The 21,918-nt window shown below is 71.5% G+C and carries 18 protein-coding genes; 11 read left to right on the top strand and 7 right to left on the bottom strand.

Annotation, left to right across the window (positions count from 1 at the left end; translation table 11 throughout):
• The first annotated feature begins 148 nt into the window (after positions 1 to 148).
• From SOM11_RS12415 to SOM11_RS12395, 5 genes are all read left to right on the top strand, one after another.
• Entirely contained in the window at positions 149 to 1,480 is a 1,332-nt protein-coding gene (locus SOM11_RS12415; protein WP_192058202.1) for a bifunctional o-acetylhomoserine/o-acetylserine sulfhydrylase, read from the top strand.
• Between the two features lie 72 nt (positions 1,481 to 1,552).
• Entirely contained in the window at positions 1,553 to 2,761 is a 1,209-nt protein-coding gene (gene metX / locus SOM11_RS12410) for a homoserine O-acetyltransferase MetX (protein WP_320478207.1), read from the top strand.
• Positions 2,762 to 2,860: 99 nt separating this feature from the next.
• Positions 2,861 to 4,018, top strand: a complete 1,158-nt coding sequence (locus SOM11_RS12405) for a sensor histidine kinase (RefSeq protein ID WP_243214248.1) — start codon at positions 2,861 to 2,863, stop codon at positions 4,016 to 4,018.
• Entirely contained in the window at positions 4,015 to 5,265 is a 1,251-nt protein-coding gene (locus SOM11_RS12400; RefSeq protein ID WP_243214250.1) for a hypothetical protein, read from the top strand. Before SOM11_RS12405 ends, SOM11_RS12400 begins: the two co-directional genes overlap by 4 nt.
• Before the next feature lie 84 nt (positions 5,266 to 5,349).
• A complete protein-coding gene (locus SOM11_RS12395; RefSeq protein ID WP_308196197.1) occupies positions 5,350 to 6,027 on the top strand; it encodes a response regulator transcription factor in 678 nt (225 codons plus the stop codon).
• A 51-nt stretch (positions 6,028 to 6,078) separates the two neighbouring features.
• Here SOM11_RS12395 and SOM11_RS12390 read toward each other — a convergent pair whose 3' ends face one another.
• The 4 genes from SOM11_RS12390 to SOM11_RS12375 all read right to left on the bottom strand — a co-directional run bounded on the left by SOM11_RS12390 (position 6,079) and on the right by SOM11_RS12375 (position 13,938).
• Complete coding sequence (locus SOM11_RS12390) at positions 6,079 to 7,365, bottom strand: MFS transporter (RefSeq protein WP_320478206.1); 1,287 nt, start codon at positions 7,363 to 7,365, stop codon at positions 6,079 to 6,081.
• Between the two features lie 198 nt (positions 7,366 to 7,563).
• Complete coding sequence (locus SOM11_RS12385; protein ID WP_320478205.1) at positions 7,564 to 7,824, bottom strand: hypothetical protein; 261 nt, start codon at positions 7,822 to 7,824, stop codon at positions 7,564 to 7,566.
• A 243-nt stretch (positions 7,825 to 8,067) separates the two neighbouring features.
• On the bottom strand, positions 8,068 to 8,490 hold the full coding sequence (locus tag SOM11_RS12380) for a hypothetical protein (protein ID WP_320478204.1): 423 nt from the start codon (positions 8,488 to 8,490) through the stop codon (positions 8,068 to 8,070).
• Positions 8,491 to 8,565: 75 nt separating this feature from the next.
• Positions 8,566 to 13,938 carry a DUF6531 domain-containing protein gene (locus tag SOM11_RS12375; RefSeq protein WP_320478203.1) on the bottom strand — a complete coding sequence of 1,791 codons (5,373 nt, stop codon included), beginning with the start codon at positions 13,936 to 13,938 and terminating at the stop codon, positions 8,566 to 8,568.
• Positions 13,939 to 14,117: 179 nt separating this feature from the next.
• Between SOM11_RS12375 and SOM11_RS12370 the strand changes: the two genes are divergently transcribed.
• Positions 14,118 to 14,708 (top strand): hypothetical protein, encoded by a 591-nt coding sequence (locus tag SOM11_RS12370; protein ID WP_192058215.1) that lies wholly within the window; start codon positions 14,118 to 14,120, stop codon positions 14,706 to 14,708.
• 30 nt (positions 14,709 to 14,738) lie between these two features.
• Here SOM11_RS12370 and SOM11_RS12365 read toward each other — a convergent pair whose 3' ends face one another.
• On the bottom strand, positions 14,739 to 15,065 hold the full coding sequence (locus SOM11_RS12365; RefSeq protein ID WP_243214255.1) for a thiamine-binding protein: 327 nt from the start codon (positions 15,063 to 15,065) through the stop codon (positions 14,739 to 14,741).
• Positions 15,062 to 16,360, bottom strand: a complete 1,299-nt coding sequence (locus SOM11_RS12360) for a glycosyltransferase 87 family protein (RefSeq protein ID WP_320478202.1) — start codon at positions 16,358 to 16,360, stop codon at positions 15,062 to 15,064. The genes SOM11_RS12365 and SOM11_RS12360 overlap by 4 nt, the downstream gene beginning before the upstream one ends.
• A gap of 78 nt (positions 16,361 to 16,438) precedes the next feature.
• On the opposite strand from SOM11_RS12360, the gene SOM11_RS12355 reads away from it, so the two are divergent.
• The 4 genes from SOM11_RS12355 (at position 16,439) to SOM11_RS12340 (ending at position 19,743) form a co-directional block, all read left to right on the top strand.
• On the top strand, positions 16,439 to 17,266 hold the full coding sequence (locus SOM11_RS12355; protein WP_320478201.1) for an ABC transporter substrate-binding protein: 828 nt from the start codon (positions 16,439 to 16,441) through the stop codon (positions 17,264 to 17,266).
• Between the two features lie 89 nt (positions 17,267 to 17,355).
• Positions 17,356 to 18,135 (top strand): amino acid ABC transporter permease, encoded by a 780-nt coding sequence (locus SOM11_RS12350; protein WP_243214259.1) that lies wholly within the window; start codon positions 17,356 to 17,358, stop codon positions 18,133 to 18,135.
• Complete coding sequence (locus SOM11_RS12345) at positions 18,132 to 18,911, top strand: amino acid ABC transporter ATP-binding protein (protein WP_243214260.1); 780 nt, start codon at positions 18,132 to 18,134, stop codon at positions 18,909 to 18,911. The genes SOM11_RS12350 and SOM11_RS12345 overlap by 4 nt, the downstream gene beginning before the upstream one ends.
• A 139-nt stretch (positions 18,912 to 19,050) precedes the next feature.
• Positions 19,051 to 19,743, top strand: a complete 693-nt coding sequence (locus SOM11_RS12340; protein WP_320478200.1) for a YceI family protein — start codon at positions 19,051 to 19,053, stop codon at positions 19,741 to 19,743.
• Here the strand turns inward: SOM11_RS12340 and SOM11_RS12335 are convergent.
• A complete protein-coding gene (locus SOM11_RS12335; RefSeq protein WP_320478199.1) occupies positions 19,740 to 20,576 on the bottom strand; it encodes an ADP/ATP-dependent (S)-NAD(P)H-hydrate dehydratase in 837 nt (278 codons plus the stop codon). The two genes, SOM11_RS12340 and SOM11_RS12335, sit on opposite strands and share 4 nt — an antisense overlap.
• A 149-nt stretch (positions 20,577 to 20,725) precedes the next feature.
• On the opposite strand from SOM11_RS12335, the gene SOM11_RS12330 reads away from it, so the two are divergent.
• Entirely contained in the window at positions 20,726 to 21,907 is a 1,182-nt protein-coding gene (locus SOM11_RS12330; RefSeq protein ID WP_320478198.1) for an NADH:flavin oxidoreductase/NADH oxidase, read from the top strand.
• The last annotated feature ends 11 nt before the right edge of the window (positions 21,908 to 21,918 follow it).

The following is a 21,918-nucleotide window of genomic DNA, read 5'->3' as shown; positions in this document are numbered from 1 at the left end:
GCCGGTCGACCCGGCATCCGTCGACGCTAGCGCGCCGGGTTACGTCGCGTGTCCGCCCGCGTGGACAGCCCCAGCGCGCCCTGCGTAGCGTTGCAGCACCGCAGTCCGGCCGATCGGCCGCCGCAGACCCCGACCGCAGGAGCACAGCATGAGCGACGACACGTCCACCTGGAAGTTCGAGACGCAGCAGATCCACGCGGGGGCGCAGCCCGACCCGACGACGCACGCCCGCGCGACGCCCATCTACAAGACGACGTCGTACGTGTTCCGCGACGCCCAGCACGCACAGGACCTCTTCGCCCTCGCCGAGAACGGCAACATCTACTCGCGCATCATGAACCCCACCCACGACGTGGTCGAGCAGCGCATCGCGGCGCTCGAGGGCGGCACGGGCGCTCTGCTCGTCGCCTCGGGTCAGGCCGCGTCGACCTTCGCCGTGCTCAACATCGCGCAGGCGGGCGACCACATCGTCTCGTCGTCGTCGATCTACGGCGGCACCTACAACCTCTTCAAGTACACGCTCGCGAAGCTCGGCATCGAGACGACGTTCGTCGAGAACCAGGACGACCCCGACGAGTGGCGCCGCGCCGTCCGCCCGAACACGAAGCTGTTCTTCGCCGAGACGATCGGCAACCCGAAGATCAACATCCTCGACATCGAGACGGTGTCGGGCGTCGCCCACGCCGAGGGCGTCCCGCTGATCGTCGACAACACCATCGCGACCCCCTACCTGATCCGCCCCCTCGAGCACGGCGCCGACATCGTCGTGCACTCGGCGACGAAGTTCCTCGGCGGGCACGGCACCGTCATCGGCGGCTTCATCGTCGACGGCGGCGCGTTCGCGTGGTCGGAGAACGCCGAGAGGTTCCCCGGGCTGACGCAGCCCGACCCGTCGTACCACGGCGCCGTCTACACGCAGGCCGTCGGCGACCCCCTCGCGTACATCATCAAGGCGCGGGTGCAGCTGCTGCGCGACCTGGGCGCCTCGAACAGCCCCGACACGGCGTTCTCGCTGATCCAGGGCATCGAGACCCTCAGCCTCCGGATCGAGCGCCACGTGCAGAACGCGCAGGAGATCGCGGAGTGGCTCGACTCCCGATCCGACGTCGCGGCCGTCTACTACGCCGGCCTGCCGACGAGCCCCTGGTACGCCGCGGCCAACAAGTACGCCCCCCGCGGCGTCGGGGCCGTGCTCTCGTTCGAGCTCAAGGGCGGCGTCGACGCCGGCCGCGCGCTCGTCGACGGGCTGAGCCTCTTCAGCCACCTGGCGAACATCGGCGACGTCCGCAGTCTCGTCATCCACCCCGCCTCGACGACCCACTCGCAGCTGACCCCCGAGCAGCAGCTGACCACGGGCGTCACCCCGGGTCTCGTGCGACTCTCGGTCGGACTCGAGAACATCGACGACCTCAAGGCCGATCTCGAGGCGGGCTTCGCCGCGGCCCGGGCGGTCACCCGCGAGTCGCTCCGCAGCAGCTGACCCGGACCCTGCAGGAGGCGCGGTGCGGTAACAATCGCACCGCGCCTCCTCGGGTCCACCAGGATGGGATCGATGGACTGGCAGAGCACACCCGAGGACACCGTCCCGTCGAGCGTCGTCAGCGAGCGGACCCGCCTGGCGATGCTGGGGCGGCCGCCGGTCACCGGCGCGTGGCGCGACGGCGACGACCCCGGCGACCGGCGCTTCGTCACCCTCGGCGATCTCGGGCTCGAGAGCGGCTCGGTGCTCCCCCGCCCCCGCATCGCCTACGAGACCTGGGGCGAGCTCGACGCCGACCGCGGCAACGCGATCCTGCTGCTGCACGCCCTCACCGGCGACAGCCACGTGCGCGGCGCCGCCGGTCCTGGGCATCCGACCGCCGGCTGGTGGAACGGCGTGGTCGGCCCCGGTCTCGCGATCGACACCGACCGCTGGCACGTCGTCGCCCCGAACATGCTCGGGGGCTGCCAGGGCAGCACCGGGCCGTCGTCGTTCGCACCCGACGCGGTCGAGTGGGGTTCGAGGTTCCCGCATCTGACCATCCGCGACCAGGTCGAGGCGCAGGCGGCGTTCGCCGACCGTCTCGGCATCGGACGCTGGGCGGCCGTCGTCGGCGGCTCGATGGGCGGCATGCACGCCCTCGAGTGGGGCGTGTCGCACCCCGACCGGGTCGATCGGCTGGCGGTTCTCGCCGCCCCGCCGGTCGTCAGCGCCGACCAGATCGCGCTCAACACGGTGCAGTACGAGGCGATCCGCATGGACGCCGCGTGGCACGACGGCGACTTCTACGACGCGCCCGACGGCGAGGGGCCCTACCGGGGTCTCGCCCTCGCCCGGCGCATGGCCCTGCTCAACTACCGCTCGCCCGACGAGCTCAACGCCCGGTTCGGCCGCAGCTGGCAGAGCGAGATCTCGCCCCTCGGCGGCCCGGGCCGGTTCCAGGTCGAGAGCTACCTCGACTTCCACGGCAACAAGTTCACGCGCCGGTTCGACGCCGGCAGCTACGCGGGCCTGCTGGGCGCCATGAACTCGCACGACGTCGGCCGAGGTCGGGGCGGGGTCGCCGCCGCCCTCGACCGCGTCACCGCCCGCACGCTCGTGCTCGGGATCGACAGCGACAGGCTGTTCCCGGTGTCCGACCAGCGCATCATCGCCCACCATCTCGCGAACGGCATCGACGGGCACGAGCCCGCGGTCATCGTGAGCGAGTTCGGCCACGACGGGTTCCTCATCGAGAACGAGGCCGTCGGCGGTCACCTGAGACGACTGCTCGTCGACTGAACGGCGCGTACGCCCCCCGGCGGGGGGTCCTGTGTGGAAGCATGGGGTCTGCTGTCAACCGACAGGATGAACGACACCCGATGCACACCTGGGATCCGCATGGACATCTTCGCGCAGGAGCGAGACCGGTTGCTCGGCAGCACCGCCCGGGCCCTCGGCATCCCCTGCGCGGTCGTCTCGCTGGTCGCCCTGGCCATCCCCGGCGTCACCGAGCCCCTCCACCTCGCCGCGATCGTGCCGCTCGCCGCTCTCCTGATCGCGTCCCTCTGGATGGTCGGCCGGTCGGCGGCCCCGCGCTGGGTGCTGATCGGGCTCGTCTCCGGCATCGCCGTGAGCCTCGTCGCCCTGCTGCCGTCGGGCGACCCGACCGACCCCGCCCTCGCGACCGCCGTCATCCCGCTCGTCGGCGGGGCGACGGCGTCGTTCTGCGTCGTCCTCTCGTCGAGCCGGGTCCGCGTCGCGGTCGCCGCCGTGGCCTTCGTCGTCGCCGTCGCACTGGTGGCCTCGGCCACCGGATCCTTCCTCACGTACCCGGTCGCGGCGGTCGTGCTCGGCTGGGTGCTCGTCTTCGTGACCGGCGTCTGGCTGGGCCGCAGCGTGCCGCTCGCCGCGCGGCGGATCTACAGCATCGGCAACGCGCACCGTGCCGAGCGTCAGGCCAGCGAGACCGAGGCGCAGCGCCGACAGGGGGCGCGACTGCTGCACGACACGGTGCTGGCGACGCTGACGCTGCTGGCGCACTCGGGGGTCGGGGTGACGCCCCAGGCGCTGCAGGCCCAGGCCGCCGAAGACGCGCGGCTGCTGAGGCACCTCCGACTCGGCGGCACGCCGCAGCCGCAGGCGTCGGGCGAGTACTCGCTCGAGACCGTCGAGGAGGACCCTCTGGGTCAGACCCTCGAGTCGGTCAAGCAGCGCTTCGGCCGCATGGGCCTCGAGGTCAGCTGGCACGGCACGGGTCAGGTGCTGCTGCCGAGCCACGTGCTCGACGCGTTCCTGCTCGCCCTCGCCGAGTGCCTCGAGAACGTCCGCCGGCACGCCGGCGTGACGGAGGCGCACGTCACGATCATCCACGACGAGAGCATGGTCCGGGCCATGGTCACCGACGCCGGCGTCGGCTTCGACCTCGCCGGGGTCAGCGAGGAGCGACTCGGCTTCAAGGAGTCCGTCGTCGGGCGCCTGCGCGAGGTCGGCGGCAGCGCCCGCCTGTTCTCGTCGCCCGGCGCGGGCACCACCGTCGTCCTGGAGGCCCCGCGATGAACGTCGACGAGAACACCCTCGGCGTCACCCGCGGGCGTCGCGCCGCCCGTGGACTGCCGATCGGCTCGACCGGGGCCCGCTCGCTGCGTCAGGCCCGGGCCGCGGGGGCGACCCTCGGCACGGGCCATCTCGGCATCGGCGCCGCCGTCCTCGCCGGTCTGCAGGCCGTCTACGGCCTCATCTTCTTCTTCAGCCACCTCGACGACTACCCGTCGGTGGCCCCCGTCCTCACCGCATGGCTCCTCTACATCGCGGTCTTCGTCGTCACGACCGCGCTCGTCACCATCCGCGGCCAACGACTGACGGGTCGCCTGTTCGCCGCCATCGCCGTGGTGCTCGCCCTGGTCGTCGCGCTCGACTTCGTGGCCATCGCCCCGCTGCGGGACGTCGGCGCCTACGCGACGGTCAGCGTCGCCGTCGGCTTCGGCCTCCTCCCGATCGTCACGCTGCGACCCGCCCGCGAGATCGTCGTCGCCACGACCCTGCTCTTCGCCGCCTTCGTCGCGATGACCCTCGCGACGACCCCGATCACCGCCGACACCGGGCCCCAGCAGATCGCCATGATCTCGCTCGCCGTGCTGCCGAGCGCCGTCGCGACGCTCGTGCTGCAGAGGTTCCGCCGCATGGTGCAGGTCGAGCTCGATCGCGTGCTGGTGCAGAGCAACGTCTCGCAGCCGCGCTTCGCGGTCGGCATGCTCGCGAGCGACGAGCTCGCCCGACTCGACCTCGCCGCCGAGAAGCTGCTCGACGGCGTGGCGGGCGGCGACGTGCCGTTGCCGCTGGCCCCCAAGGTCGCGTCGCAGGCCGCGTCGCTCGCGACCGAGCTGCGCCTGCACCTCATCGAGGGTCGGCGCGAGACCTGGCTGCACCACGCCGTCACCGAGTCCGAGTACCTGGGCCGATCGGTCACGCTCGCCGACCCGTCGTCCCTCGCGGGCCTCCTCGCTCCGCCGCAGCGCGACGGTCTGCTGCAGGCCGTCTGGCTGCTGCTCGGCGACTCGAAGAGCCGCACCCCCGGCACGACGATCACGCTGACCCTCGGGCCCGTCACCGCGACCGCGCATTCGCTCGCCGGGCGCAGCGTCGAGATCCCCGTGGTGGTCGCCACGACCGGCATCCGCCGGAACCGGGTCACCCCGGCCACCTGGAGCGCACTCGAGCGCGTGGGCGAGTACACCGTCTCGACCCACGAGCAGAGCGTGCGGCTGCAGGTCTCGTGCCTGGTCGACAACCCGGCCGAACTGTGATCGGCGTGGCCGCTCCGCGTCGCCGGCACCGCTCCTCCCCCGGCATCTAGCATGATGGTCAAGCTCCCCAGAAAGAAGGACCCCGTGACGAACACCGACGATCGCATCCGCCTGGCCCTGGTCGACGACCACAAGATGCTGCTCGGCGCGCTCAGCGAGTGGATCCGCGGGGCGGCCGGCGACATCTCCGTCGTCGCCGCCGTGGCCTCGTGGCCCGAGCTGCTGACGCACCCCGAGTTCCCCGTCGACGTCGTGCTGCTCGACCTCGATCTGAAAGACAGCATCCCGATCTCGCTCAAGATCAACACGCTGAAGACCACCGGCGTCAAGACCGTGCTGATGAGCACGTACTCCGAGCCGAACGTCGTGCGCGAGGCACTCGCCGCGGGCGCGCTCGGCTACCTCGTGAAGAGCGAGGACGCCGAGATGATCGTCGAGGCCATCCGCTCGGCGTCGCAGGGCGAGTCGTACATCTCGGCCGAGCTCGACCTGGCCCTGAACGCGGCCGAGGTCGGGGGCGTGCCGAAGCTCAGCGCTCAAGAGCGACGAGTCATGGCCCTCTACGGCGGCGGCGAGCCGGTCAAGGCCGTGGCGTACCAGCTCGGCATCAGCGAAGAGACGGCGAAGAGCTACCTCAAGCGGATCCGCGAGAAGTACCGCGTCGCCGGCTACGACGTGGGCACCAAGGTCGCGCTCCGCAAGCGGGCCATCCAAGACGGCATCCTGCTGCAGACCGATCTGCCGACGCAGACCAGCTTCTAGCGTCCCCCTGCCGGAGGCGCGGGTCGGCTCTCGCGCCGACCCGCGCCTCCGTCAGTTCTGCACGATGAAGATGGAGCCGCTGTCGGTGTCCTCCTTGTGGTCCGCCTCGGCAGCCGCCGCGCAGAGCGCCGCCTGACGGGCGTCACCGCTCTTCTGCAGACGGAAGCTCACGACCGTGAGCACGACGCCGGCGAGGGCCAGGGCCACTCCGACCCAGCCCGGGGCGGCGAAGCCGAAGCCCGCGGCGATGACGGCCCCGCCGAGATAGGCGCCGGCGCTGTTGCCGAGGTTCATCGACGAGTGGTTGAGGGCGGCGCCGATCACCTGGCTCTCGCCGGCGACCTCCATGAGGCGCGACTGCACCGACGGGCCGATCATCGAGCTGACGAGCCCGAGCAGGAACGTCGTCGCGAAGATGCCGACGATGCCGTCGACGAGCAGCGCGTAGGCGACGAGAGCGGCGATGAGCCCGACGAACCCGACGGTCAGGGCCGCCTTGAGGTTCTTGTCGGCGGCCCATCCGCCGATGACGTTGCCGATGGTCATGCCGACCCCGACGCCGACGAGCACCCACGGCACGACGCCCTCGTCGACGCCCGCACCCTCGGTGACGGCGTTGGCGATGTAGCTGTAGACCGCGAAGAACCCGCCGAAGCCGATCGCGCCGATGCCCATCACGAGCCAGACCTGGGGTTTGCGGAACGCGCTGAGCTCGCGCCTCATCGAGGCGGACGAGTCGCCCTCGAGGTGCGGCACGGCGAGGGCGACCGCGACGAAGGTGAGTGCGAAGATCGCGGCGACCGCGAGGTACGCGACGCGCCAGCCCTGCGCCTGGCCGAGGGCGGTGATCGTGGGCACGCCGATCACGTTGGCGATCGTCAGCCCGCTGAGCACGAGCGCGACGCCCTTGCCGCGGTTGCCGGGCCCCATGATGGTCGCGGCGACGATCGACGCGATGCCGAAGTAGGCGCCGTGCGGCAGACCGGCGAAGAACCGGGCGCCGAGCACCCAGCCGAACGAGGGCAGCACGGCCGAGAGCACGGTGCCGAGCACGAACAGCCCGAGCAGGCCCATCAGCAGCTTCTTCTTCGGCAGATGCGACGACATCGCGGCGATGGTGGGCGCCCCGACGACGACGCCGAGCGCATAGGCGCTGACCAGCCAGCCGGCGCGGGCGATGCCCTCGTCGGACGACTGCGCGTACAGCCCCGGCAGCAGATCCTGCGCGATGTTGGGCAGCAGCCCCATGGCCACGAACTCGGTCGAGCCGATGCCGAAGCCGCCGAGGGCCAGGGCGATCAGGGCGAACGTCTTGCGACGGGTGGAGAGGGTGTTCACGGGCGGCTGCCTTCGCTGGGGTGGGAGGTGTCGGGCGGCGGTGGCCCGGGGCTCTCCGTCGAACGGGCCGGGTGGGGCGTCGGAGGCGACCCGCGCCTCCGGCCGGTCGGGGCGTCACCGAATCGATTCGATGAGCGCGAGACCACCGACGAGCTTACGACCTCGGGAGGCGCGGTGACAGCCCCGAGGGCGCCGTCGTCACGCAGCGGGGCGGAAGTCGTAGATGGGCGGCTCCTGCCTGAAGAATCCGAGCAGGCCCTCGACCCGCAGCGAGCCGGCGCCGACCGAGAACACGTAGGTCTCGCCCTCGGTCAGCTCGGCCGCGATGCCGTCGACGTTCTCGGGAGTGACCCCGTCGCGGATGTCGAGGACGCCGCAAGAGTCGGTCTGCACCCTCACGAGCGCGGAGGCACCGCCGATCCCCGTCCGGCTCGAGCTCCGCCCCGACAGGGCGTCCACCGAGTCGACCCTGCAGGTGAGTTCTTCTCGGTGAGAGGAGTCGTACGACTCGAGGACATGAGGTCCGACGCCGAACGTACCGACGAGCACCACGAAAACTGCGAGCCCGCCGATCAGGATGAGCCGCGCGCGACGCACCGAACGCTTATTTCTGGGCGGAGCGACTCGAACTCGACGAATTCGAGGACGAGATACCTCGATCAGCTCCTGAGTTTTTTTCTCAGTCAGCGGTCACTCACCCCGTTACCTAGGCTTTGGATCCGCAGGGCGATACTCGAGAATCAGCGGCTGCTGCTTGAAGAATTGCAGAACCGGCTCGAGCCGAAGCGAGCCCTGGCCAACGGAGAACACGTAGGTCTCGCCCTCCTTCAGTTCAGACGCGATGGCGTCGACATTGCGAATCGTGACTCCGTCGCGAAGATCCAAGACCCCGCATGCGTCGGTGCCTACTCGTACCAACGCAGACGCCCCGCCCACCCCTCGATTCGAACTACGCCCGGACACTGTTTCAACGGACGAGACAGTGCACGTCAGCGATTCTCGATGGGAGTCGTCATACGCCGTCAGAATCAAGGGTCCGACGAAGAAAAAACCGATAGCGAGCAGAATGACTCCGATGCCCGCCAGAAACGTGACCCACTGGCGGCGCATGGATCGCCGCTTCACGCGTCCACTTGACTGGTCATGTTGAGCCGACAGGGTCGCATCTCCATTTCGATAGTTTCCACAGGCTTCATCGGGCTAATGTCGCGCGACAGCAGGTCCCTCAGCTCCTTTAAGGAAGCCCTGAGAGAAGGATTGCAAGGGTGTAGTCGGGTTGTCGGAGCCCGAACCGAAGGAGTCTTGCCCGACTTGCGAAACTCCGGCGACTACGCCTTCCGCGCCGCGAGCCAGAAGGCTATCGGTCAAACCTACCCAAGGGGCGCTTGCCGAGTGCGACGGCGAAGGCGGCATGGCCGCGAAGGGTTCCGGCACCCGCGGGCTAGGAATTGCGCTCGAGACACCACTCGTCAGAGACCCTGTCACGAACCCTTGGGCACCTGCACCGACGAACCCGCCCACTGAGTGGTTCTGGCTATGGTCCAAGCCGTAGTCCAGAACGCTCGAAGTCGCGTTCTCGACACCAGCTGAGACCGCTCCTTGGCCTGCTTTTCCCACGGCGGCGGTCGCGACGCGCTGGCCGATCGGAGACGCGATCCGCTGGACGACCGGCGCAACGGCCTGGGTCACCGCCGGAGCGGCCTTCGACGCGGCGATCGCAGCGGCTCCGCCGGCGGCACCCGCGGCGCCTCCGATCAGCATCTGCAGACCGACCTGCTTGTAGTCGACGTTCCCGCTGTCCGGGCCCTGCTGGATGATGCTGAACCCGCCCGCCATGAGGGCACCGCCTGCAGCCAGCGCGAGGATGTTGACACCGGGCACGAACATCAGGGCGATGCTCCCCGCGATCATGACTCCGGCGAGGATCGCCTCCTTGTGCGACTTGACCTCGTCCCAGGCGTCGACGAGCAACCCCTGGTTCGCATCGTTGTAGGCCTTGAGGTCGGCGTCGGTGGCGGGCTTGAGGCCCAGCGGGTCGAGCGCCTGCAGGGGGTCGTTACCCGCGTACGAGTAGGGGTTGGCCGCCCATCCTGCGCCGAGCGTCGCCACGATCGGGTCCGTCGACAGGAATCCCCGTGCCGAGGGGTCGTAGACGCGGGCGCCGAGCCAGTCGAGGCCGCCGATCGTGAGACCGCCGCCTGCCGTGAGGCCGATGCCGTCGGGCAGTCCGAGCCCCGAACCGGGACTCGACACGGCGGCCAGCGCCTCCCACGGGTCGTCGACGTCCGTGGCGCGCGCCGCGCGCCACCCGCTGGACAGGACCGCGTCGTCGATCGCCGTGACCCCGCCGGGGAGTGCGAGCACGGGTGCTGGCCCGAGGCAGGCCAGCGCCGGCACGGCTGCGGCGGAGTCCCACCAGATCGACGTTCCCCCTGCCTCGGCGAGTTCACCCAGGCCGTCGACCCAGACGTCGATCCGTCCGATCTCCGCGCCGTCGCGGTCGCGGTCGACGATGCCGCCGAGACGCCCGAGGTCCGACCAGGCGTACTGCCGCGTCGTGCCATCCGGCTCGGTGCGGCGGATCCGCCGCCCGAGGCCGTCGTGCACGTACTCCACACGAACGCCGAGCGTCGCGGTGGCGACCAGCTGGGCTGCCGCGTCGTACTCCCGTCGGGTCTCGACCCCGTCGGCGGTCTCGACGACGAGCCGGCCGGCCACGTCGTACCGCCAGCTGCGCCCGGCGCCTCCCCTCGCCTGCGCGCCCACGAGCTGCGCGGCGTCGTCGTAGCGGTACTCGACGCGACCGCCGCCCTGCTCCACCGCCGAGATGCGCCCATCGGCGTCGTGCTCGACGCGGGTCCCATCGACTCCGCTCGCCCGGGTCGCGGTGTGCTCCACCACGACGCCGCCCTCGTACGACCACGTCTGCACGAGGTCGCTCGCGATGGATTCGACGACGCGGCCCGCCCGGTCGTACGTGACGCCTCCGAGGTGCGCACCGTCGAGTGCGACCCCCACGACCCGACCGTTCGCATCACGTCGATACTCCGTCCGCGAACCCGTGGGGCCGGTACGGGTGACGACGGCGCCGTCGGCGTCGCGCTCCCATGTCATGGACTCGGCACCCCGCGATCGACGGACGAGCAGTCCACGTCGGTCGTACCGCAGCTCGTGCTCGATCGAACGCCCCTCACCCCTGCTGTGATCGCTCACGACGACCGCTCGATCGAAGGGGTCGCGGGAGATCTCGAGCATCACCGCGCCGTCGACGCTCACGCTGCTCTGCCGGCCCGCGCGGTCGTACCCGTTCTCGAGGAGGTGCCCGTCGGGGTCCGTCCGTGCGACGAGACGCCCCGCGGCGTCGTACGAGTACCTCGTCGTCCGCCCGAGAGGATCGGTCACGGCCGTCACGCGATCCGCGGCATCGTAGGCGCGACGGGTCACGCCGCCGGCCGGGTCGGTGATCGTGACGGGGCGACCGCGCTCGTCGTAGTCGTACGAGGTCACGCCGCCGAGGCCGTTCACGACGGCGATCAGCTGCCCCGCGTCGTCGTATCGGAAGCTCCTCCGTCCGAACCTGAGGTCGTGGCTGCCGACGAGACGACCCACGGAGTCCCAGCGGTACCGTGCCGTTCCGGCGCCCGGGATCGTGCGACTCACGAGACGACCCACAGGGTCGTACTCGAATCGCTCCACCTCGCCCGTCGGCGACGTGCGCGTGGACACGCGCGAGTCGGCATCGTACGAGAGGCTGGTCCGCGCGCCGGAGGCGTCGGTCGCGACGGCGGCCCGTCCGCAGGCGTCGTACTCGTACGTCGATCGCGCCCCGGTCGCCGTCGTGACGGCGACGACCCGGCCGGCCGGATCGCGTTCGAGACGCGTGAGTCCGCCTTCCCCGTCGACGAGCTCGACGGGACGACCGCAGGCGTCGTAGGTGACGAGCTCGTGCCCGCGTTCGTCGGACGTCATCTCGACGGGCCGCCCGAACTCGTCCGTCCGCACGGTCGTCGTCGTGAAGGCGTCTCGGAGGGACGAGAGTCCGGTCGTCTCGTCGCGTTCCGCCAGGCGCCGCACACCCGTCGGGTCCGTGATCGACCGGAGGTCCCCGGTGACCCCGTACTCGCGATCCCAGCGCGCGCCCGTCGGATCCGTGACGACCCGCAGGCGGGAGAGGGCGTCGTGCTCGAAGGCCCAGGCGGCTCCGTCGGGCAGCTCGAGGCGCGAGACGTCGCCTTGGTCGTCCATCGTGCGGGTGGTCGTGCGCCCGAGAGGATCGGTCTCCGAGACCAGATCGCCGGCCGGACCGTAGCCGTACCGCGTCACCGCACCACGGGGATCGACGACCGCCTCGAGTCGACCCGCCGGGCCGCGCTCGAAGCGCCACAGCGCGCCGTCGGGATCGCGCCGCGAGACGAGCTCGTCCGAGCCGTCGTAGCGGTACTCGGTCCGAGCTCCGGACGGGGTCGTGGAGGCCACCACGTGACCCGTGGCGTCCCGTTCCAGACGCACGACGCCGCCGTCCGCGTTCCGAGCCGCGACGATGTCCCCGAAGCGGTCGTGCTCGAGTTCGAGCGGCACGCCCGTCGCGTCGACGACGCGGACGAGGCGGCCGTCCCGCCACGTCGACTCGGTTCGCCCGCCGGCGGGGTCGATGATCGCCGAGGGGTTCCGGTCGTCGCCGTCGTACTCGAAGGCGACGACCCCGCCCGACTCGGTCACGACGGTCGTCACGCGATCGAGGTCGTCGTAGCCGTAGGTGATGTCGGCTCCCGCCGGAGTCACCGTGCGCGTCCGACGACCGCGGTCGTCGTAGGCGTGCACGGTGATCGCCCCGTCGCGCTGCGTGGCGGAGACGAGGTTCCCGTGGGCGTCGTAGCTCATCGACTGCCGCCGGTCGTCGCTGTCGACGACGCCGACGAGACGGCCCTTGGCGTCCGCCAGCCAGGTGTTCGACCGGCTGCCGTCCTCGTCGGAGACGACCGTCACCCGACCGGGGAGGTAGGCGAAACGGACCCGGCGGCCATGGGGGCTGACCTGCAGCACGACGCGTCCGTGCTCGTCGTACGTGTTGTCGACCTCGATCACGCCCGCCGCGCTCGTGACCGTCGAGACGAGCCCCTCGTCGTTCCAGCCGTATCGGCGGGTCCCCCCTGGCGTGGTGACGCCGACGAGCCTCCGGCCCTGGTCGTACTCGTACTCGACCCGCCGGCCGTCCGATCCGCGCACGACCACGACTCGGCCGTCGAGGTGCTCGATCTCGATCGAGCGCCCCCGCTCGTGGACGAGCCGGGTGACCACGTCGCCGTCGTACTCGACCCGGACGGCCGTGCCGCGCCTCCCTCGCTGCCCGACCCAGCGACCCGACGGCGTGAAGTCGACGCGCACGCCCTCGTTGTCGCTGACGACGAGGAGGCCGTCCTCCTCGGTCAGCCAGCGGTTCTCGCCGATGCCGCGGCCCCAGCCGGTGTCCTGACGGGGGAACCGGATCTGGCGTCCGTCCGCCCCGACGAACGACGCTCCCTCGTCGTCGATCAGCAGCCTCGTCTCGAGCACCGACGACCAGCCGGGGCCGAAGAGACCGACGCGGTCGTCGAGCGAGTTGTACATGCGCGTCATGGCGAGTGACGCCGAGGCTCCCCCGAAGCCCAGGTCGTGCTCGGGTTCGAGGAAGTTGCCGGTGGTCGTGTTGACGGGGTCCATCGTGAAGCCCGTGGTCGGCTGCTCGCCGAAGGCCCGTGGCGGATCGATCGTCAGGGCGGTCCGGTCGGCCGAGACCCCCGCCGCCTGGAGGGCGGCGGCGAGCGCCGAGTCGGACACGGTCGAGACGTCGCCCTCTCCTCCGGCGGCCGCGAACGCGTCGGCCACGGTGTTGGCCCACGCGACGTCCTGGCCGTTGGCCTCGAGCCACTTCTCGAATCCCGTGACGAGTCCGCTCGCCTCGATCTCGCCCCACTTGCACCGCGACGCGAAGTCCGCGAGCTTGCCCCGCAGCGCGGCCGGCCGGCCCGTCAGCTCGGTGTCGAGCTGCGACGAGCCCGTGGCGAACGACCGGAGGTTCTCGGGTCGTGCCGACGAGGCGCCTCCGGCAGCGCCGCCCCCTGCAGCGCCGCCTCCAGATGCGGGCAGGGGCGTCTCCCGGGAACCGGTGGCGACGGTGGACGCCGGGAAGGTCGGCTCCTTCTCGGCCGGTTCGGTCGGCATGTCCTCTCCGCCGACGATGCCGTCCCACCACTTCTCGATGTCCGACCGGTTCTCCTGACGCTCCGTCCACTCGCGGGCGCGCTTGCGACGGGCGTTCTCCTTCTGCGCCGACTCCTTCATCGTGCCGACCCAGCTCGCGATGTCGCGGAGCGCGGCGACGATCTTGTCGCCGTCCGCCTTCGCGGTGTCCTGGTTCGCGCCGAAGATCTCCGAGAAGCGCCCGAGGAAGTCCTGCTCGGCCGTGGTCCGATACGACCGGCGCGAAGCCACCTGCCCCTCGATCGCCTCGGCCGATGCGTTGGCCTCGGTGACGAGAGCGTCCGCTGTCGCGTCGTCGAACGTCACTTCTTCGTTGCCGGTCGGATTCGCCACGATTCTCGTTCCCCCTGGTGATACGTCGTCTCGACGCCGTGTCCAACGAACGACTCGTCACGGATCCCGGCGTCCGCCCCCGCGCAAGACGCGCCCCCGGGGCTCGAACATGCCAACTGTACGGGCAGAGGCGCCTTCTGTCGCGATCCTCTCCACAGAGTGGTCGGTATCATCGCCGGATGATCGACTGGACCGTCCTCGGGCTCGTGGTGACCGCCGTCTCGGTCCTGGCCGCCGTGGGCGTGCCGCTCGCCGCCTCACTCCTCAGCCGGTCGCGTCGAGCGGCGGCACCAGACTCCCCCCCGCTGTTCACCACGCACCCCCCGCGCCTCGTGTCGGTCATGTTCGCCGTCGTCGGTCTGGCCTCGTTCTTCTTCGGTCTCGTGCTGGCGCTGCAGGTCCCCTTCACCGACGAGCCCGACGTCGCCGAGGGCTCGGCCATCGCCGGGGCACTGTGCGCCCTCGGGGCCATGGAGGTCCTCCTCTGGCGCGGCATCCGGCGCACGCGCCTCGACGTCCACGACGAAGGGCTCCTCGTGCAGTCCTGGTTCCGTCCGGCACGCTGGGTCCTGGTGAGCGACATCGCGTCGTACCGCCCTCTGCTCAGCCCGGGCGCCATCGACGGGTCGGGCATCGACGCCCGCGACGCCCGCCGCAAACGCCTCTTCATCGCCAACCGGCGCGACGACAACTACCGGAAGCTGCTCGACCACCTCGAGCGGCACACGCCCGAGGCGCTGGCCGACTTCCGAGGCCGTCCCGCGCGCTGACGCGTCACGGGGCCGACTGCGAGGCGTCGTTCAGGCCTCGAGGGCCCGCTCGAGGCGCTCGACCTTGCCGTCGAGCTCGCCGGTCCGCCCGGGGCGGATGTCGGCCTTCAGCACCAGCGAGACCCGACTGCCGAACGCGCCCACCGCCTCCGCGGCCTCCTTGACGACGGCCATGACCTCGTCCCAGTCGCCCTCGATCTCAGTGAACATCGAGGAGGTGCGGTTCGGCAGCCCGGAATCCCGCACGACCCGCACGGCGGCGGCCACCGCGGCGTGCACGGAGTCGCCGTGGGCGTCGGGGTCGAGGTCTCCGGCGGGGGCACCGCCGCTGGGCGAGAGCGAGAAGGCGACGATCATGCGCTCATCCTGTCAGCGGCCGGGCCGCGGCGCACTCCCCCGAGACGCCACAGCATGACGCACGCGACGACGAGCAGGGCGATCTCGCCGAGGTTCCGCAGCGTGATGACGACGAGCATCCACGGCTCGACCCGCAGCAGGTCGTCGTAGAACCACGGGTAGATCAGCTGGGTCAGGGCGGCGATGCCGACCGCCAGCCCCGCCGCGAGTCGGAACGACGGCCCGCCGGCCCGCGACGTCACGAGCCCCACGACGACGGGCACGGCCAACCACGACACGAACTGCGGCGAACCGACCTTGTTGGTCACGATCAGCACCGTCGTCAGCGCGAGAGCGAGCGGACCGAGGAGGTGCGGCGCGGCGACCCCCGCCAGTCGCGCCCGCAGACCGAGCAGCACCACGGCGCCCACCACCAGAGCCATGACCAGCGTGGCGGCCCTGGCCGCGAGACCGACCCCGTCGCCCTGCACCTGGAAGGTGAGGATCTGCTGGTCGTAGTACACGCCCGTGCCGGCCACCCCCGCCGCAGCGCGCCACAGCCAGGGGGTCGCCGCGGGCGACTCGATCTGCAGCCCGCGGCCCGCCTGCTGACCGACGAAGCCGAGCACGGTGGAGCCGCTGCCGAGCGCCAGCGAGACGGCGACCACCACGACCGTCGTCGCGGCAGCGGCGACGACGATCGAGATACCGCGACGGGAGGCCAGCACGGCGGCGGCGACCAGGGCGGCCGGCCAGACCTTCACCCACGCGGCGATCGTCAGCACGACCGAGGCCGCCACGGGGCGCTCGGCCACCAGCAGCAGACCGATCAGGGCGAGGGCCACGGTGACGGCGTCGATGCGCCCGAAGGCGATCGGGCCGAGCGCGACGACGAAGAGCAGCCACCACCAGGCGGCGGTCGTCGTCGCCGGCGTCGTCCGCGTCGCCCGGCGCAGCAGGACGGCGAAGGCGATCGCGTCGAGGGCGATCACGACCAGCAGCCACACGGTGGCGTAGTCGGTCGAGCCGCCGAGTCGCGCGACGAGCATCGGTAAGGCCGCCAGCAGCGGGTACACCCAGGCGACGTCGATCCCGACCCGGTCGCCGCCCGAGACGAAGTCGTCCATCCACGACCGGTAGACGGTGCGGACGTCGCCGAGCGACTGGTCGGGGCCGGCCAGCGCGACCCAGGCGACCACGAGGTGCACGACCGCGAAGGCCGTCCAGAGGACCACCCGCCGCTGTGCCAGCGTCGAAACGATCCGCCCCGTCGTCGTCCGCGCGCCGGGGATCTCAGGAGGCGCGGCGACGGTCATCCGGTCAGGCTAGCCGCCGCGCGTCACACGACGCCGCACAGCTCGGCGGTGTCGTCGGTCACCGTTATCCTCGGGGGCATGACCCGTACACCGTCGCGACTCGTCGCGTCCGTCGCCGCCGCCCTCCTCTCGGTCGGCGTCCTGGCCGCCTGCGCGCCCACGTCCGACTCCGAGGGCTCGGACGGCGTCGGTGCCGTCACCGAGGGCGAGCTGACGATCGCCACCGGCGAGCCCGCCTACTCCCCCTGGGTCGAAGACGACGACCCGACCACCGGCGACGGCTACGAGTCCGCGCTCGCGTACGCCGTCGCCGATCGTCTCGGCTACGACCGCGACGACGTAGTCTGGGTGCGAGCCACCTTCGACGAGTCGATCGCCCCCGGCCCGAAGACCTTCGACCTGAACCTGCAGCAGTTCTCGATCACCGATCAGCGGGCCAGGGCGGTCGACTTCTCGTCGCCCTACTACGAGACCCGCCAGGCCGTCGTGACGCTGCCGGGCTCGGCCGCCGAGGGCGCCACCAGCGTCGCCGACCTCGCAGGGCTCGACATCGGGGCTCAGAGCGGTACGACGAGCTTCACCGCGGCCGAGTCGGTCATCGATCCCGACGGCGGCGTGCAGGCCTACAACTCGAACGACGACGCCAAGGCCGCCCTCGAGTCGGGGCAGGTCGATGCGATCGTGCTCGACGTCCCGACGGCGACCTACTTCGTCGAGGGCGGTGTCGTCCTCGGTCAGCTGGCCGCGGTCGACGGCGCCAGCGACCAGCTCGGCATCGTCCTGCCGCTCGACAGCGCCCTCACCGACGAGGTCACGCAGGCCGTCGACGATCTGCGCGACGACGGCACGCTGGCCGAGCTGCAGCAGCAGTGGCTCGCCGACTACGACGTCTCGGACCTCTCGTAGCGCCCACCGCGATCGCCCCGGGGTCCGCCCCGATCAGCGATCTCGAACTGGGGCGACGGGCCTATCGCCGTCGCCAGTCGGTCCGCTCGGTGCTCGTCGCCGTGGTCAGCACGATCGTCTTCGCGGCCCTCGCCTGGTGGGCGGTCACCAGCACCCCGGGCTGGGAGCGCGTGAAATTCAGCTTCTTCGACGGCCCCACCCTGATCGCCGCCTGGCCTCGCGTGGTCGAGGGCCTCTGGCTGAACATCAGGGTGCTCGTGGTGGCGGCGATCGGCGTGGCGCTGCTCGCGACGCTGCTGTCCGCCCTCCGCACCCTCCGGGGCCCCGTGTTCTTCCCCGTCCGCGCGCTCGTCCGGGGCTACACCGACCTCTTCCGTGGGCTGCCGCTCATCATCGTCCTGTACCTCGTGGGCTTCGGTCTGCCGGGTCTCGGGCTCGGCATCCCGCGCCTCCCGGCCGAGTTCTGGGGCACGATCGCGCTCATCCTCACCTACTCGGCCTACGTCTCCGAGGTGGTGCGGGCCGGCATCGACGCCGTGCACCCCTCGCAGCGGCTGGCCGCGCGGTCGCTCGGTCTCGGTCACGCCAAGACCCTCCGTCTGGTGGTCTTCCCCCAGGCGATCCGCAAGGTGACGCCGGCGCTCATGAACGACTTCGTCTCGATGCAGAAAGACGTCGGGCTGATCTCCGTGCTCGGGGCGGTCGACGCGGTGCGCGCGGCCCAGATCGAGACGGCGACCGCCGCGAACTTCACGCCGTACGTGCTCGCAGGGCTGCTGTTCGTCGTGCTGGCCCTGCCGACACTGTGGCTGACGGACTGGCTGTCGGCGCGCCTCCGTCGTCGCGAACAGGCAGGGAGCGTCGTATGACCGGGTCACGCATCACAGGCGACGCCGGCCCCGGCCCCGGCCCCGAGGTCGTCCTCCGTCTCGAGGGCGTCCGCAAGTCGTTCGGCGCCACGACGGTGCTCGACGGCATCGACCTCGAGGTCGCCCGAGACGAGGTCGTCGCGCTGATCGGGGCGAGCGGCTCGGGCAAGTCGACGCTGCTTCGCACGATCAACCTCCTCGAGCCGATCGACGACGGGCGCATCGTGCTCGGCGGCGACGACATCAGCGACCCCCGGGTCAAGGCCGACGCGGTGCGCGCGCGGATCGGCGTGGTCTTCCAGCACTTCAACCTGTTCCCGCACCTCACCGTGCTCGAGAACGTCTCGCTGGCCAGTCGCCACGTGCTGCGGCGTCCGAAGGCCGAGGCCCACGCACGGGCCCGCGAGCTGCTCGAACGCGTCGGTCTCGGCGACAAGGCGGGCGCCTACCCCGACCGTCTCTCGGGCGGCCAGCAGCAGCGCGTCGCGATCGCCCGGGCCCTCGCCCCGCGTCCGACCCTGCTGCTGCTCGACGAGATCACGAGCGCTCTCGACCCCGAGCTGGTCGGCGAGGTGCTCGATCTGGTCCGCACCCTGAAAGAGGTCGGCACGACCATCGTCATGGCGACCCACGAGATGGCCTTCGCGCGCGACGTCGCCGACCGGGTCGTGTTCCTCGACGCCGGTCGCGTCGCCGAGCAGGGCCCGCCCGAGCAGGTCTTCACGGCGCCGCGAACCGCGCGGGCGAGAGAGTTCCTCACCCGCTTCACCGCCTGACGGGTGACTCCCAGCTGATTCCAGCCACCCCATAGACTCACCCGCCATCATCTCCACCAAGCCGTTCCGGCCCATGGCATCCGAGCCGACCCCGCGGCGTGGTCACGCCCAACCCGAGCCGACCCAGGAGACACGAACCATGAAGAAGAAGACCGGAATCATCATCGGAGTGGCGGCGGTCCTCGTCGTCGGCGTCGGAGTCACGGCGGCCGTCGCCGGCCCCGCCTTCTACCGCGACGTCATCGTCGGCGAGCCCGACGCCGCGCCCACCGTGTCACTCACCCCCGGCGCCAGCACGGTCGATCAGAGCCAGCTCACCGGCGACTGGTCGGTGGGCGACGGCAGCTCGGCCGGCTACCGCGTCGACGAGGTGCTGAACGGCACCGACGTCACCGTGGTCGGCACCACCGATCAGGTCTCGGGCACCGTGACCGTCGACGGCACCACCGTCACGGCGGCCGACATCACCGTCGACGTGGCGAGCATCGCCACCGACAGCGGCAACCGCGACGGGTACTTCCGTGACGACGCGATGGAGGTCGGCACCTACCCGACCGCCGCCTTCACCCTGACCGACCCGATCGACGCCGCGGTGCCGTCCGACGGCCAGGTCGCGACGGTCCAGGCCACCGGCGAGCTGACGATGCACGGCGTCACGCAGACCGTGGAGGTGCCGCTCCAGGCCGCGCTCTCCGGCGACGGCGTCCAGGTCAGCGGCTCGATCCCGGTCACGTTCTCCGACTACGGCGTGACCGCGCCGAGCCTCGGCTTCGTCGAGGTCGAAGACCAGGGCACCGTCGAGTTCCTCGTGGCGGCGACCCCCGCCTCCTAGGCTTCGCGCCCTCTGCCCGCCACGATCGACGCGATCGTGGCGGGCAGTTCGTCGATCAGGCCCAGCACGGTGATCGGTCCGCCGCCGCTCGCCCGCTCCGCCGCCAGACCGTGGACGACCGCCGCCGTGGCGGCCAACCGCGCGAGGGCCTCGTCGTCGGAGGCGATCTCGTCGGCGTGCGTCGCGACGAGGGCGCCCAGCACTCCGCCGAGCGCGTCGCCCGCACCGGCCGTCGCCAGCCACGTCGGCGCGCTCTCGGCGACCAGCAGCGTGCCCTCGGGCGAGGCCACGTGGGTCCGGTGCCCCTTGACCAGCACGGTGCAGCCCCACTCCGCCGCCGCGCGCCTCGCCGCGTCGCCCGGGTCGGCGGCCACGTCGGCGACCTCGCGACCCGACGCCCGCGCCAGCTCTCTGAAGTGCGGTGTCAGCACCATGGGCCCGATGGCCTCGTCGCGCAGCGAGAGGGCACCGGCGTCGAGCACGAGCGGCAGCCCCGAGGAGGCGCCGGTCGCGAACCCCTCGCGGGTCTCGTCGTCGAGGTGGTCGGGGTCGACACCCGAGCCGAGCAGCCAGGCCTGGACCCGCCCCGGGCTGGTGACGGCCTCGGGTCGGCGATGGAGCACGAAGTCCGACGCGCGCGCCGGGCCCAGGTAGCGGAGCATTCCGAGCCCCGTGTGCAGCGCCGCCTCGACGCCCAGCACGGCGGCGCCGGGGTACGCGCTCGAGCCGGTGACGACGCCGAGCACACCGCGGCTGTACTTGTCGTCGTCGGCCGCGGGCACGGCGATCCAGTCAGCGGCGTCGGCGGGGGTCCACGGCACGAAGTCGGTCATGCCGTCGACGCTAGTCGCCGCGCGTCGGTCGCCGCGAGTCCGCTCGCGACCCGAGGTCAGCCGCGCCCTTCCCCGCTGCACCGCGCCCGAGGGAACATCCCGCCCCCGCGTACCGTTGCACCCCGACGACGATCCACCATCGAAAGGCGATGACCCCACTCGTGACTCAGACGGCAGCGACACCCACGACCACCCCGCAGACCCCCGCGCAGAAGACCGTGCAGAACGGCGACGAGGTCGGCGACCGCCCCCTCGGACTCTTCGATCCGATCACGCTGCGCGGTCAGAGATTCCGCAACCGGCTCTGGGTGGCGCCCATGTGCCAGTACTCGGCCGAGCGCGAAGACGGCGTCCCGACCGACTGGCACCTCGTGCACCTGGGTGCGCTGGCCCGAGGAGGCGCGGGTGCGGTGATCGCGGAGGCCACGTCGGTCACCCCCGAGGGCCGCATCTCGCCCCAGGATCTCGGTCTGTGGAACGACGAGCAGCTCGAGGCGTTCCGCCCGATCACGGCGTTCATCCGGTCGCAGGGATCCGTGCCCGGCGTCCAGCTGGCGCACGCCGGTCGCAAGGCGTCGACGTTCCGCCCGTGGAGCGCCGAGCAGGGCACCGTGGCGGCCGACCGGGGCGGCTGGCAGACGGTCGCACCGTCCGCCGTCGCCTTCGAGGGCTACGACGAGCCTGTGGCCCTGACCGCCGCCGAGGTCGGCGGTCTGGTCGAGGCGTTCCGTGTCGCCGCTCGCCGCTCGGTCGACGCCGGCTTCGAGCTGATCGAGCTGCACGCCGCCCACGGCTACCTGCTGCACCAGTTCCTCTCGCCGCTCAGCAACGAGCGCACCGACGAGTACGGGGGCTCCCTCGAGAACCGGGCGCGCCTCCTGCTCGAGGTCGTCCGGGCCGTGCGCGCCGAGGTCGGCGACGACTACCCGCTGCTCGTGCGCTTCAGCGCCACGGACTGGGCCGAGGGCGGCTGGGACGAAGACGACACCGCGACCGTGGCCGCGTGGTCGCGCGAGGCGGGTGCCGACCTGTTCGACATCTCGACCGGCGGCCTGGTCGCCGGGGTCAGCATCCCGGTCGGCCTCGGCTACCAGGTGCGCTTCGCCGAGCACGTGCGCACGCAGGCCGAGGTCGAGACCGGCGCGGTCGGCCTCATCGTCGGGGCCGAGCAGGCCGACGAGATCGTCGCGAGCGGTCGGGCCGACGTGGTGCTGATGGCGCGCGAGTTCCTCCGCGACCCGCACTTCCCGTTGCGGGCCGCCGCCGAGCTCGGGGTCGAGCTCGACTACGTGCCGGCGCAGTACCAGCGCGCACCCTTCCGCGCGCGCTGACCCACCGCGCG

Origin of the sequence: Frigoribacterium sp. CFBP9029 (assembly GCF_034045305.1) — a bacterium.
Lineage (GTDB): Bacteria > Actinomycetota > Actinomycetes > Actinomycetales > Microbacteriaceae > Frigoribacterium.
This window is presented reverse-complemented; position numbering and strand designations above follow the sequence as displayed.